Origin of the sequence: Brevundimonas vesicularis (genome assembly GCF_014204545.1) — a bacterium.
In the GTDB taxonomy this organism is placed as follows: domain Bacteria; phylum Pseudomonadota; class Alphaproteobacteria; order Caulobacterales; family Caulobacteraceae; genus Brevundimonas; species Brevundimonas vesicularis_B.
Map to the genome: position 1 here is coordinate 67009 of NZ_JACHLJ010000003.1, position 13539 is coordinate 80547.

Genomic DNA, 13539 nt, shown 5'->3' on the forward strand with positions numbered 1-13539 from the left:
ATGGAAAACTTCAAGATCGACGTCGACGCCGACGGTATCGCCCTGATCACCTTCGACGTTCCGGGCCGTTCGATGAACACCCTGACCTCCTCGGTGATGAAGGAAATCCCCGAGCTGGTCGAACGCATCAAGACCGACGACGCCATCAAGGGCGCCGTCATCACCTCGGGCAAGGCCTCGGGCTTCTGCGCCGGCGCGGACCTGGGCGACATGGCCGGCGGCGTGCTGTCGGGCGGCGGCGACCTGCAGAAGGCGTTCGATGCCGGCTGGAAGCTGAACGGCGCCTTCCGCGCGCTTGAAACGTCCGGCAAGCCGATCGCGGCCGCGATCAACGGCCTGGCTTTGGGCGGCGGGCTGGAGTTCACGCTGGCCGCTCACTACCGCGTGGTCGAGAACGACAACAAGATTCAGCTGGGCCTGCCCGAGATCAAGGTCGGTCTGTTCCCCGGCGGCGGCGGCACCCAGCGCCTGACGCGTCTGGTCGGCGTCCAGAACGCCATGATGGCGATGAGCGAGGGCAAGTCCTTCCGCCCGAACGACGCCAAGGGCGCCGGCATCGTTCATGAGGTGGTCGAAAAGGGCCAGTCGGTCGAGGCCGCCAAGGCCTGGATCAAGAACGGCGGCAAGGCCGTGCAGCCCTGGGACGAGAAGTCGTTCAAACTGCCCGGCGGCGGCCCCTATCACCCGGCCGGCATCCAGAACTTCATGGTCGGCAACGCCATGCTGCGCAAGCAGTCCTACGGCAACTATCCGGCCGTGGTGAACCTGATGAAGGCCGTTTACGAAGGCGCCCAGGTGCCGATGGACGCGGCCCTGCGTATCGAGACCCGCTACTTCATCAAGACCCTGATGACGCCGCAGGCCCAGGCCATGATCCGTTCGCTGTTCCTGTCCAAGCAGGAGCTGGACAAGGGCGCCGTGCGCCCGGCCGGCGTGCCCAAGTCCGATCCGAAGAAGGTCACGGTCATCGGCGCCGGCATGATGGGCGCGGGCATCGCCTATGTGCAGGCGCTGGCCGGCATTGAGACCATCCTGATCGACCAGACCCAGGAAGCCGCCGACAAGGGCAAGGCCCACGTCGAGGAACTGCTGAAGAAGCGCCTGTCGCGTGGTCAGCTGACGCAGGAGAAATACGACGCCCTGCTGGGTTCGGTCACGGCGACGACCGACTATGAGCTGATCAAGGGTTCGGATCTGGTCGTCGAGGCCGTGTTCGAAAACCGCGAGATCAAGGCCGACGTGACCAAGCGCGCCGAGGCGCAATTGGCTGACGGCGCCGTCTTCGGCTCCAACACCTCGACCCTGCCGATCAGCGGTCTGGCCGAGGCCTCGGTGCGGCCCGAAGACTTCATCGGCATCCACTTCTTCTCGCCCGTCGACAAGATGATGCTGGTCGAGATCATCCTGGGCGAAAAGACGGGTCAGGCGGCCATCGCCAAGGCGCTGGACTATGTGCTGAAGATCAAGAAGACGCCGATCGTCGTCAACGACAGCCGCGGTTTCTACACCTCGCGCTGCTTCTCCACCTTCCTGATGGAGGGCATGGCGATGCTGGAAGAGGGCTACGGCCCCGCTCTGATCGACAATGTCGGTCGCATGACCGGCATGCCGCGCGGCCCGCTGGAGATGCACGACGACGTCGCCCTGGACCTGTCCTACAAGATCGCCAAACAGACGGCGCTGGACCTGGGCGACAAATACGTCGCATCGGAAGGCGCCGACATCGTCGCCAAGATGGTCGAGGGCGGTCGCTTCGGTCGCAAGAACGGCAAGGGCTTCTACGATTACGATCAGAAGCCCAAGACGATCTGGAAGGGTCTGGGCGAACTGGCCCCGACCACCAAGGGCATCGACCAGCCGGAGGAGCCGACGGCCTTCGCCCAGATCGACGAACTGAAGACGCGCCTGCTGTATCGCCAAGCCGTCGAAGTGGCCCGCTGCTGGGAAGAGGGTGTCATCGACGATCCGCGCGAGGCCGATCTGGGCGCCATCCTGGGGTGGGGCTTCGCGCCCTGGACCGGCGGCCCGATCAGCATGATCGATGGCATCGGCCTGGCCAGGTTCGTCGAAACCGCAGACCGCCTGGCTGCGACGTATGGCGACCGCTTCAAGGTGCCCGACTTGCTCCGCGACATGGCCGCGAAGAACGAGACCTTCTACGGCAAGTTCGCCCCGGAGAAGGCCGCCGCTTGATCAGCTGGCGACATCGGCAGACTACCGAACGGGCGGCCTTCGGGTCGCCCGTTTTCGTTTAAAGGGCGTAGCTAGCCGCTGTACGCTAGGATCACGCGTTTCTCGGCCGGGGCCACGATGACGACGCTCCCACCTCGCCCATGGGCGTAAAACGCGTTGTCAGAACTTATGATGGCATTGACCCGCGACACGGTTTTCGGATCGAGTTTGCAGCGGAAATCATTGCGATCCAGGAAGGCCCCGATGCCGGGCTCTCGGCCGCAGTTATGCTCCCCATGTCCAGACCACAATGGAACGATCGGAGTGCGCTTCCAGTCCCAGTAGGTTCGACGCTCATTCGCCTTCCGCTGAGATGCACTCATCAGCACCGGAACTTCAGAAGCGTCAGACAGATAAGCCAATCCTCCTTCTTCGATCTTTGAAAGCGAAGCCTTCTCCAGCCGATATATGATCAGTCCGACCTCGTCGGCGCCGGGTCCAAAGCCCCAAGCCGCTTGCTTCCGATATTCGATCCATCTTGCCTCGACGCCATGAGGCAAGAGGCTTTGATACCAGACGTACTGGTAGGTCTGCCAACCTGCGAGAGGCGCGCATACCAAGAGGGCGAGCAAAGCCAGACACCCAAAGCGGTTTCGCATGGCCATCGTTATTGCGCGGCCCTGGGCCAATCGCAATCTCCCCCCAGGCAAGAAAAAGACCCGCCCGACACGAAGTCGAGCGGGTCGCTCCGCCGCCCTTCGCGGGGTCGGTGGCGGGTCGCTAGGGGCGACGGAGTAGCGGTGGAAAGATCGGACCGAGACCGGGACAAACTCTGACGGTCCGCCCAGCCTCGGAGGCTGGCGTCAGCCTTCCAGATCCTGGCCTTCGTCCGGCTCGGGCGTGCCCAGCAGTTCGTCGGCGATCTTGTTGGTCGAGGCGCGCACGGCCTTTTCGATCGAGGCGGCGATGTCCGGGTTCTGTTTCAGGAACTCGCGCACATTCTCGCGGCCCTGACCGATCCGGGTCGAGTCATAGCTGAACCAGCTGCCCGACTTCTCGATGATGCCGGCCTTGACGCCCAGGTCGATGACTTCGCCCAGTTTGGAGATGCCTTCGCCGTACATGATGTCGAAGATGACCTCGCGGAACGGCGGGGCGACCTTGTTCTTGACCACCTTGACCCGTGTGGTGTTGCCGACCACCTCGTCACGGTTCTTGATCGCGCCGGTGCGGCGGATGTCCAGACGCACCGAGGCGTAGAACTTCAGCGCATTGCCGCCCGTCGTCGTCTCGGGGCTGCCGTACATGACGCCGATCTTGTGACGGATCTGGTTGATGAACAGGACGATGCACTTCGACTTGCTGATGGAGGCCGTCAGCTTGCGCAGCGCCTGGCTCATCAGGCGCGCCTGGAGCCCCGGCAGGCTGTCGCCCATCTCGCCCTCGATCTCGGCGCGCGGCGTCAAGGCTGCGACGGAGTCGACGACCACAATATCGACGGCGCCCGACCGGACCAGCGTATCCACGATCTCCAGCGCCTGCTCGCCGGTGTCCGGCTGCGACACCAGAAGATCGTCCAGATTGACGCCCAGCTTCTGGGCGTAGACCGGGTCCAGCGCATGTTCGGCGTCGACGAAGGCGGCGACCCCGCCCTTCTTCTGCACTTCCGCCACCGTGTGCAGGGCCAGGGTCGTCTTGCCGGACGATTCAGGACCGAAGACCTCGATCACACGCCCGACCGGCAGGCCGCCGATGCCCAGCGCCATGTCCAGGCCCAGCGAACCGGTCGAGACGCTGTCGATCTCGGCGACCACGCCTGCCTTGCCCAGTTTCATCACCGAGCCCTTGCCGAAGGCGCGATCGATCTGCGCGATCGCCGCCTCCAGAGCGCGTTGCTTGTCGCCGTCGTCCTTGCCCACCAATTTGAGTGCCGCCTGTGAAGCCATTGCCTTCGTCTCCCTTGCCATGATTCCCGTCATTCAGCTTGGGAGAGACCCGCCTGGACCCGCCCCCGTTTCGTGAGGCGGACTATGTGCATGGTTTGTTCCAGTTCACAAGATGTTCTCACTGATCAAAACAAGAACACCGGAAAGCTACGACCGTTTTTGGCGTAGGCTAAAGCGGAAGACGTAGGCTGAAGCTGGCGCCCTCGGGTTCGTAGGTCATGACCGCCGACCCCTGGAGCGAGCGATTGATGGTCGAGTTGATCAGCACCGAACCGAAACCCTTGCGTTTCGGCGACGAGACTGTCGGACCGCCGCTTTCAACCCAATCCAGCAGCAAATGGCCGTCCGCCACGGACCAGTCCACCCGTACGCAGCCCGATGCATTCGACAGCGCCCCGTATTTGGCGGCGTTCACCGCCAGTTCGTGAAAGACCATCCCCATGCCCAAGGTCTGCTGCGCGTTCAGATCGACGGCCGGACCAGTCAGTCGAACCTGTTCCTCGGCATAGGGCGCCAGTTCCTGAACCAGCATGGCGCGCAGATCGACACGCTCCCAATTCGCCGCCGTCAGCAAATTTTGCGTATTGGACAGCGCCAGCAGACGCGCCTCGAACAAGACGGTGAAGGTGGCGACATCCGGCGTGCGTCGCGCCGTCTGGTGGGCGATGGATTGCACGGTCGCCAAGGTATTCTTCACCCGGTGATTCAGCTCGTTGATCAGCAATCGCTGCAAGCGTTCGCTGTCGGCCAGGGCTGCGAAAGCCTCGTGGCGATCGGTGATGTCGGTGATGACCCCTGACATCTTGATCGGGCGGCCCGAACGGCTGCGGATCAGGCGCCCGCGCAGATGGACCCAGCGACCCGAGGCTGGCAGACGCCATTCCTGATCATATTCACTCTCGCCCGCCATGGCGCGCTGCAGCGCCTGGCGGTGCAATGGCAGATCGTCGGGCGACAGCCGGTCGCCGATCTCCGTGGCGCCCAAACGGCTGGACGCATCGATCGAAAGGATTTCGCGCGCACGGCGCGACATCATCGTCGTCTTCATCGGCAGGGTTGCTTCCCAGAAGCCGACGCCGCCGGCGTCCACGGCCGACAGGACATTGGCCCGCTGATCCACGATCGAGGCGCCGAGCGCGAGAAACAGCAAGGTCACCGCCCCGGTCGTCACCGCGACCGCCAGGACGACCGGCGACGCCCCGCCCTCCACGGACCCTGCGTCGGCGATTGGCGTCAGGATCAGGGCCGCCATGCCGACATGGTGCATGGAGACGATGGCCAGACCCAGGATCACGGCGGCGACCGCGCGCCAGGCCAGGTCCCGCTCCTGGCGGGCGGCGATCAGGGCGGCATAGGCGGCGGCGACCGCGACCACAACTGACAGGGCGACCAGCACGGGCTGGTAGCTTATGGCGGCGTTGATCCGCATCGCCGCCATCCCGACATAGTGCATGGCGACGATGGATCCGCCCATCAGCAGGGCCGCCGGCGCCAGCCGCAGGGGGCTGGCCTGCGCTGTGCCCGCCGCCAGGAAGGCCGCCGCCGTGCCGGCCGTCGCCAACAGGAACGACACCAGCGTCAGGCCGGGATCATAGAAGACGGGGCCTTCGACCTCGAAACCCAGCATGGCGATGAAATGCATCGACCAGATGCTGACGCCAAGCGCCAGGGCCGCGACGCCCAACCAGCGCAGCCGCGTCGCGCCGATCTGGTCGCGGGTTCGATTGAACAGATCCAAAGCCGTCCACGCGCCCAGGATCGCTATCGCCAATGACAGGACGGTGAACGAATTGACGTGAAGATGATGCAAGCGCGCCGAGGCCCCCAGAAACAGCAGCGATAGCCTTAGCCGGGTTTCACAGCCCCGACGACAGCGAAACGCACTCGCCTTACGCGATCAGTCTCGCCGCCACGGCGATCCCACAGGCGAGCAACAGACTGGCGGCGGCCAAGATCGGCAAGGCGCGGCCCGAGCGAGGCGCCAGCGGGCGGACCAGCATCGCGATCATCAAAGCGATCGGCCCCACCGCGCCCGGCATGTCCATGCCGACCCCCAGGAAGACCCCGTGCCCCTGAACCAGCAACCACCCGCCGACCAAGGCTGTGGCGACGGCGGCGGGCGCGAAGGACGCCCACGAGCCGAAGCGGGCGCCGATCACCGCCGTCGACGCGGCGGCCAGGGCGGCGATCAGACCGGGCCACAGCAGCAGGAAGGCGGCTTCCGGCGCCGCCGCCTGCACCCCGCCGCCAAGGATCAGAACCAGGACGATCAGCCCCAGCCAGCCGCCCCAAACGGCGTCTGCGTCCTGCGGTTTCGGCCGCGTCAGGCTGAGCGCCAGCGCGATCACCGTCGCCCCCAGGACCGGCAGGCTGAAACCGCCCAGCGCCGCTGCAATCGCGAATGCGGCCAGTATCACTCCGGCTGCGCCCCATTGGCCTAGCAGGCGTCTCCCCGCGGTCAGCATCAGAACCAGTCCGAGCATGGCCAGGGCCACGGCGATTTCCAGGACCGGCAGGCGACGCAGCAAGGTGTAGTAGAGGTCGGCCGAATCCACGCGACGGCCGATCGGCCCGGCCAGGACGCGCACCGCCTGTCCCACCACCACTGCGCTCGCCAACAGCCACAGGCCATCCGCCGCGCCACGTAGGACCGACATGGCTCTCAAACCCGTGGCATGGCGCGCCCCCCAAGCGGCGAAGGCCGTCGCAAGGCCCCCCACGGTCAGCAGCAGCCAGCCGATCGCCGGCGAATGCTGCACGACGAACAGGCCGAAGACGTCGGCATAGACCGCGTTTTGCGTCGCCTGCGGCAGGGTCGGCGCCCGTAACAGGTCGTCGGCCATTTCCAGCGCCTGGGAGCCGATATGCTGCACGCTGCCCTGATCCAGCGCCTGCGGCGTCGAGGACGGTGAATGGTACTGCGCCGGGCGGCCGATGAAGGCCAGGTTGATCCCCGCCAGCTTGCGATCCGCCGCCACGGTGAAGTCGGTGCCATTGGGCATCAGCCGATAGACGAAGATGGCCAGGGCGTTGCTGGACGGCCCGCCCGTCGCCTTCTGAGTCGCCTGAGCATAGCGGGCGATGGTCTGGGCGTTGCCGGGTCCGGTCTCGAACATCATGGCGCGGCCGCCGCCGCCCCGCGCCTCCAGATTGATCACCGCGCCGATGTCGTCACGCAGCGGATTCTCGCTGAAGAAGGCCCGCGCCCCGTCCAGATTCAGCTCCTCGGCGTCGGTGAACAGGACCACCAGCGTCCGTTCGGCCCCGCCCCGCGCCTTGATCGCGCGCACGGCCTCCAGAATGGCGGCCACCCCGGTCGTGTCGTCGGCGGCGCCGGGCGAGGTCGGCGAGGTGTCGTAATGCGCCATCATGGCCACGGCAGGCAGGGCCGAACTTCGTCCCGGCAGGACGCCCACGATATTGACGGCCTGAACGCCGCCCGCATTTCCACCCTCCTTCTCGAGCCGCGCCACGGCGGCGGGCGACAGGGCGCCGGTCTGCAGGCTGGGCTGAAGCCCCAACGCCGTCAGCCTTTGGAGCAGATAGGTCTGAACCTGCCGATGCTCGGCCGAGCCGACCGGATGAGGCGCTCGTGCGATCCGGTTCACGTCCATCATGGCGCGCTCGGCCGAGAACTGAACCGCAGGCGTCGAGGCGGGCAGGGGTTTGGGCGTCTGGGCGGTTAGCACCGCCAAGCCGAGGGCCGCCACAAGGGACGCCAGAAACAACACCCAACGCATATCCCATCCCCCGATCGCTCTGTCCCGCAATCCAGCCCCGAAGTACCGGTATGTGCAAGGCCCCGATCAGCGTCGCACGACGTTTCGGGTCGTCAGATTGCCCGTGGCCCCGTCGCCGTCGTCCGCGCTTGACCCGAACGGCCAGCCGCGATCGTCGCCGCAGTAGCGTCGCCCGCCCTCACGCGACCCGATCACCACCGCGCGCGGCCGCAACCAGCCCGCGCCGGTGAACAGATTGTCCGTAATCTGATTATAGGACGGCGTCTGGTGGCGGATCACGCCGTCCTCGCCGCAGTTGCGGTACAGAAATACCCCGCCGTTGCCGTGCAGCGCCAGCCGGTTGCCGACGATGCGATTGGCGCCAGACCCGTCCACCGCAATCAGCTCGCGCCCGGTGCGAATGTCGAAATCGTTGTCCTGGATCAGCGCGCCTGCGCTCTCGGCGTCCAGATAGACGGCGGTGGAGGTCGAACGGCCCACAAAGAGGGATTGCGTCACCGTGGTGCGCGTCACACCGGGGCCGACATACAGGGGAATGGTCCCCACGCCCTCGAACCGAACCCGGTCCAGGGTGACCCGGATCGGCGCGGCGGACTGGGCGGCTTGCGTGTGTCCGACGGTGCGTGACGAGGCCAGCAGGTCGCGCATCGATCCGCCCGCCCCCATGCCCCAGATACGCACATTGCCGACGACGGTGCAGTTTCTGATCGTCACATCGACCGGCCGCGACCACCGATCGCCCTCGCGGCGGGACCAGACGGCGATGGTCGGGGCGGCGGTCGTCGCCGGGCCCGGCGCGCGGATGGTCCCACCGCCGCAATCCAGCGACGCTCCTGAACCTTCCGCGCCCTCGATCAGCACGCGGCGGCGGATGTCGACGCCCGACAGGTCGGCTTGGCACGTCAGGCGATACGGCTGGGTCGATGGCGCCGTCAGCGCCGCCACCTCCTGCGGCGTGCACGGCCGGTCGGCCGGGGCCTGGAAGGTCAGCAGGGCCAGAGCCAGCGCCGCCGTCATATCAGGGCAGAGGGATCGCCAAGGCCGCGCGCTCGGCCGCGCAGCCCGGATTGGTCAGACCGCTGCGACGCGCGGCCGCCAGCTCCGCCCGCGCCGCCGCCATGTCCGCATTGAAGGCCGGGGTGGCGACGGCCCTGGCCGCAACATCCCGCCCGATCTGTTCGCCGACCGCGACATCGGTGGGATAGTGCATGGCGCAGACCAAGCGGCTGACCCCGATCTCGTGCCCGATCCGGCGCACGGCCTCCGCGCGGTCCGGCTCCAGCGCTGCAAAGGCCTCGCCATAGGCCGTCGCGACCGCTGCGCTGCCGGATGGATAAGAGGCGCTGCGTCTCGCCGCCGGCGTCAGGGTCTGGCAGGCGCGGCGATCGGGATCGTCGCCGACCGGCCGCAGCCGCGCCTGGCGCGCCTTGACGCGTTCGGCCGCGCTGTTCGCGTCATGGAAGATCCGCGCCATCACCCGGTCCAGCACCGGCGTCTCGGCCGAGCCCAGCCGTACGCCCAAGGCGCAGTCGAAATGCTGCAAGGCCAGGGGCGACGCAACTCGGCATGGGCGGTCGCCAGCAGCCAACGGTCACCGTCCTCCAGCGCCACAAACCGCGCCGAGGCCGCCTTGTCCGCCAGGTCCGCGACAGACCCCGGCGCCGGAGCTGGCGGGACCGCATCCGTCAGTTGGGCGATCGCTTCATCACTTAGGAAGCCCGTTGTCGGTATCGCGCCGCCTGGCTTGGGCGCACCGGCGCATCCCGCGGCCAGCAGCATCGCCGTCGCCGCGCCCAGGGCGGCGAATCGCTTCACTGACCGGCGCTCCAGCCCAGCTGGACCGAAGTCTCGCCGGACTCGGTCGGCGTGGCGACGACCTGCAGGGAGGCGCCGTTTGTGGCGTCCGCCGCCGCGCCATAGGCGCGTGTGTCGCCCTGGTTCATTCCGGCGACGGACCGCAGGCCCGCCTTCTCGGCCCGCTCGCGATAGAAGGCGACGACATCGTCCGGCGAAGCGGTAGTGGTGAAGGTGACCAGACCGCCCGGCCCAGCCTCGCCGCCGGCGGCCAGCGGCTGTCCGTCCACCTGTGCACCGGGATAGAGGACCGCGAAGGACGGCGCGCCGTCGGCTGCGGCGGGCGCAGCCCCCCCTATAACGGCGGGCGCTTCGGCTGCTGGAGGCGTCGCATCAGCGACGGCCGGCGCCGACGCTTTGGGCGCAGCCTTGGCCTCGACCGGTTGGGCCGAGCGATCACATCCTGCAAGGCAAAACAAAACCACGACGGCGGAGGCCGCCAAGCGAAGCGTCATCGAGAGATCGTCCTTGGACCGAGAGGGTCAGAGCGCCACCGTGGCGCATGGTGGCGGCGGCGACAAGGCGCCCGCTCAGTCGGCGGCGTCGTCCTGGTCCGCCGCGCCGCCTTTGTCGGCCGACCCTTCTTGAGCCAGACGCGCATTGATCTTGGCGGAATCGGGGTCGTCATCCGTGCCGGCTGCCGACCCGCCGCGCAGCGAGCCTGCCCGCGTGTCCGATCCCGAATCGCTGCCGTCCAGGGCGTCGATCAGCGTATCCGCCTTGTGACCCAGATCCGGCTTTTCGCCCATGTCCGCCGCCTCGCGGGCGTCGTCGCAATCCGCTTCGGGCTTGGTGGGATCGGTGTCGGTCATGACGCAGTCTCCATTCGTCGAGATGAGGTTAAAGCGCCTGATCCGGTTGCGGTTCCAGACCCTCGCCCTTGAACCCCGTGGGACAGACCCGATCTAGGCGTCATGATACCGTTTTCAGTTCTCGACCTCTCTCCCATCGTCGAAGGCGGCGACGCCCGACGCGGCCTGGATGAAACTCTGGCCCTGGCCCAGGCCGCCGATCGGCTCGGCTATGAGCGGTTCTGGCTGGCCGAACACCACAATATGCCCGGCATCGCCAGCGCTGCGACCGCCATCGTCATCGGCCATGTCGCGGCGGGGACCGAGCGCATCCGCGTCGGCTCCGGCGGCGTCATGCTGCCCAACCACGCGCCCCTGGTCGTCGCCGAACAGTTCGGCACGCTGGAGACCCTGTTCCCCGGCCGCATCGACCTCGGCCTTGGCCGCGCGCCCGGCACGGACGGCGCGACCGCCCGTGCGCTGCGGCGCTATTTCGAAGGCGCCGACCAGTTTCCGCGCGACGTGGTCGAACTGATCCAGTGGTTCGAACCGGCGTCTGAGAACCAGCCCGTCCGCGCCGTGCCGGGCGCAGGCCTGCGCGTGCCGATCTGGCTGTTGGGCTCCAGCCTGTTCAGCGCGCAACTGGCCGGCCAGCTCGGCCTGCCCTACGCCTTCGCCAGCCATTTCGCGCCCGAACTGCTGCTGGAGGCCCTGGCCCTTTATCGCCGCGAGTTCGTCCCCTCGGACCGCCTGGCCAAGCCCCACGCCATGGCCGCGATCAATGTCTTCGCCGCCGACACGGATGAGCAGGGCGTGCGCCTGTCCACCTCGATGCAGCAGAGCTTCGCCCGCCTCTCGACCGGCAAGCCGGGCAAGCTGCCGCCGCCGGTCGACGACATCACCACGATCCTGACGCCGCAGCAGATCGCGGGCGCCAAGGGTCGACTGCTCTATTCCGCTGTTGGCGGCCCGGAGACCGTCAAGCGCCAGCTGACCGACTTCATCGCCCTGACCGGCGTGGACGAACTGATGGTCACCGGCATGATGTTCGACAACACCGCCCGCATCCGCAGCCTGGAGATCGTGGCCGAGGTCCGTGATCAAATGGCGACGAAACAGGCGGCCTAGAGGCGCTTCAGGAAATCCAGCAGCAGGCGGTTGATCTCGTCCGCCCGCTCCTGCTGGATCCAGTGCCCCGCGCCCGGCACGACGACCGAGCGGATCAGGTTCGGCGCCCAGTCCTTCAGGCCCGCCTCGTGCCCGCCGGCGTAATGGCGCACCGGGTCGTCCTCGCCGACGATGAACAGGGCGGGCGGGGTAATCTTCTTGTCCTGCACGAAGGCCGTCAGCGACCAGTTCAGATCCATCGCCCGATACCAGTTCAGGGGTCCTTCGAACCCGCCCTCCGAAAAGGCCTGCCAATATTCGTCGAAATGCGCCTCGCTCATCCAGGGCGGCAGGGTGGCGTCGTCGGCGATGGTGTCGAGCAGGGCCACGCCTTCGGGCATGAAGCCGGTCGATCTGCGATCGGCGGGGGTCGCGCCGTCGTAGCCGTAAAACAGTTTCCTCAGCGCCATTACCGGATCGGCGTCCAGCGCGCGGTGCGCGTCCGGCGCCTGGAACCGGCTGATGTAGAGGTCGCCCAGCCCGGCCCGCTTCGAAATGGCGGCCATGGCGGCCGTGGGCGGTCCCTTGGGTCGGCGCGGCTGGAACGGCACCGACAGCCCCGCGACCGCCGTGAACAGATCCGGCCGCAACAGGGCGCAATGCCAGGCCACCGGCGCGCCCCAGTCATGCCCGACGACGATGCAGGACGCCTTGCCCAGCGCGCGCACCAGATCGACCATGTCCCCGACCAGATGCAGGATGGAGTAGGCCTCAATCCCCTCCGGCTTGTCCGTCCCGCCATAGCCCCGCATGTCCGGCGCGACGACATGATAGCCCGCCTGCGAGATCGCCTCGACCTGGGCGCGCCAGCTGATCCCCAGTTCTGGAAAGCCGTGGATCAGCAGGACCAGCGGCGCGTTGTCATCCTCGAACCCGGCCTCCAGAACCTGTTGGACCAGACCGTCGGTCTTGATATGCCGGGTTCGCATCGCTTCCTCCGACGGCGTCTTCGCCGCTCATTATCGTCAGGACGGACATGACCCGCCTCGTCACCTTTGCGGACGGTACGACCGTTCCCGCCCTCGGCCAAGGCACCTGGGAGCTGGGCGACGACCCAGCCTGGCGCGATGAGGAGCAGCAAGCCTTGGCGCGCGGCATCGACCTGGGCATGACCCTGATCGACACGGCAGAACTGTACGGCGACGGCCGCTCGGAACGTCTGGTGGGAGAGGTCATCGCAGGGCGGCGCGATGAGGTCTTCCTGGTCTCCAAGGTCCGGCCCGAGAATGCGTCCGAGATGAAGATGATGCTGGCCTGCGAGAAGTCGCTGGAACGGCTCGGCGTCGAGCGGCTGGACCTATATCTGCTGCACTGGGAAGGCAACGTCCCGCTGGAGGAGACCGTCGAAGCGTTCCGCGACCTGGTCGACGAAGGGATGATCGCTCGCTGGGGTGTGTCCAACCTGGACCTGCGCGCCATGGAGCAGTTGATGGAGATCGAGGGGGGCGAGGACTGCGCCGCCAACCAGTTGCTTTATAATCTCGCCTCGCGCGGGGTGGAGTTCGACCTCTTCCCGTGGATGCAGGCGCGCGACATGCCGATGATGGCCTATTCGCCGCTTGGGCGGGGCGAACTGCTGGAACAGCCCCTGATCCGCGACATCGCCAATCGCCATTCCGCCAGCCCGGCCCAGGTGGCGCTGGCCGCTGTTTTGCGCCACGACGGCGTCATCGCCATCCCCAAGGCCAGTTCTATCGAACACGTCGAGGCCAACGCCGACGCCCTGGAGATTCAGTTCGACTTGGAGGATCTGGAACGGCTGGATGCGGCCTTCCCGCCCCCGAAACACGCCGTGCCGCTGGATATCATCTGAAATCTTCGCCGTCATTCCGGGGCGTCCGCAGGACGAACCCGGAACCCAGGAGAGCA

13 protein-coding genes are annotated in these 13539 nt (G+C 67.0%); 3 read left to right on the plus strand and 10 right to left on the minus strand.

The genetic code is table 11. The annotated features are described in order from the left end of the window. The gene (locus HNP47_RS12160; RefSeq protein WP_184279803.1) at positions 1-2193 is read left to right on the plus strand and encodes a 3-hydroxyacyl-CoA dehydrogenase NAD-binding domain-containing protein; all 2193 of its coding nucleotides are present in this window, start codon (positions 1-3) and stop codon (positions 2191-2193) included. Positions 2194-2264: 71 nt separating this feature from the next. Here the strand turns inward: HNP47_RS12160 and HNP47_RS12165 are convergent, their stop codons facing one another. The 9 genes from HNP47_RS12165 to HNP47_RS12200 form a co-directional block, all read right to left on the minus strand. Further along, positions 2265-2861, minus strand: coding sequence for a hypothetical protein (locus tag HNP47_RS12165; protein ID WP_184279804.1), 597 nt, complete (start codon positions 2859-2861; stop codon positions 2265-2267). 174 nt (positions 2862-3035) lie between these two features. Continuing rightward, positions 3036-4118 carry a recombinase RecA gene (gene recA, locus HNP47_RS12170; protein ID WP_055807377.1) on the minus strand — a complete coding sequence of 361 codons (1083 nt, stop codon included), beginning with the start codon at positions 4116-4118 and terminating at the stop codon, positions 3036-3038. Positions 4119-4287: 169 nt separating this feature from the next. Continuing rightward, positions 4288-5928 (minus strand): MHYT domain-containing protein, encoded by a 1641-nt coding sequence (locus HNP47_RS12175; protein WP_184279805.1) that lies wholly within the window; start codon positions 5926-5928, stop codon positions 4288-4290. 79 nt (positions 5929-6007) lie between these two features. After that, positions 6008-7858 (minus strand): M20/M25/M40 family metallo-hydrolase, encoded by a 1851-nt coding sequence (locus HNP47_RS12180; RefSeq protein WP_184279806.1) that lies wholly within the window; start codon positions 7856-7858, stop codon positions 6008-6010. Between the two features lie 66 nt (positions 7859-7924). Beyond that, on the minus strand, positions 7925-8875 hold the full coding sequence (locus tag HNP47_RS12185) for a right-handed parallel beta-helix repeat-containing protein (RefSeq protein WP_184279807.1): 951 nt from the start codon (positions 8873-8875) through the stop codon (positions 7925-7927). A gap of 1 nt (position 8876) precedes the next feature. After that, positions 8877-9380 carry a phosphatase PAP2 family protein gene (locus tag HNP47_RS12190; RefSeq protein ID WP_260394836.1) on the minus strand — a complete coding sequence of 168 codons (504 nt, stop codon included), beginning with the start codon at positions 9378-9380 and terminating at the stop codon, positions 8877-8879. Beyond that, complete coding sequence (locus HNP47_RS16415; RefSeq protein ID WP_260394837.1) at positions 9332-9673, minus strand: hypothetical protein; 342 nt, start codon at positions 9671-9673, stop codon at positions 9332-9334. The genes HNP47_RS12190 and HNP47_RS16415 overlap by 49 nt, the downstream gene beginning before the upstream one ends. Next, a complete protein-coding gene (locus tag HNP47_RS12195) occupies positions 9670-10167 on the minus strand; it encodes a hypothetical protein (protein ID WP_184279808.1) in 498 nt (165 codons plus the stop codon). The genes HNP47_RS16415 and HNP47_RS12195 overlap by 4 nt, the downstream gene beginning before the upstream one ends. 75 nt (positions 10168-10242) lie before the next feature. Next, the gene (locus HNP47_RS12200) at positions 10243-10524 is read right to left on the minus strand and encodes a ribonuclease (protein WP_184279809.1); all 282 of its coding nucleotides are present in this window, start codon (positions 10522-10524) and stop codon (positions 10243-10245) included. A 102-nt stretch (positions 10525-10626) separates the two neighbouring features. On the opposite strand from HNP47_RS12200, the gene HNP47_RS12205 reads away from it, so the two are divergent. Continuing rightward, complete coding sequence (locus HNP47_RS12205; protein WP_184279810.1) at positions 10627-11631, plus strand: LLM class flavin-dependent oxidoreductase; 1005 nt, start codon at positions 10627-10629, stop codon at positions 11629-11631. Here HNP47_RS12205 and HNP47_RS12210 read toward each other — a convergent pair. After that, on the minus strand, positions 11628-12599 hold the full coding sequence (locus HNP47_RS12210; protein WP_184279811.1) for an alpha/beta fold hydrolase: 972 nt from the start codon (positions 12597-12599) through the stop codon (positions 11628-11630). The two genes, HNP47_RS12205 and HNP47_RS12210, sit on opposite strands and share 4 nt — an antisense overlap. Before the next feature lie 47 nt (positions 12600-12646). Here HNP47_RS12210 and HNP47_RS12215 point away from each other — a divergent pair, with 47 nt between their 5' ends. Continuing rightward, a complete protein-coding gene (locus tag HNP47_RS12215; RefSeq protein WP_184279812.1) occupies positions 12647-13483 on the plus strand; it encodes an aldo/keto reductase in 837 nt (278 codons plus the stop codon). Positions 13484-13539: the final 56 nt, after the last annotated feature.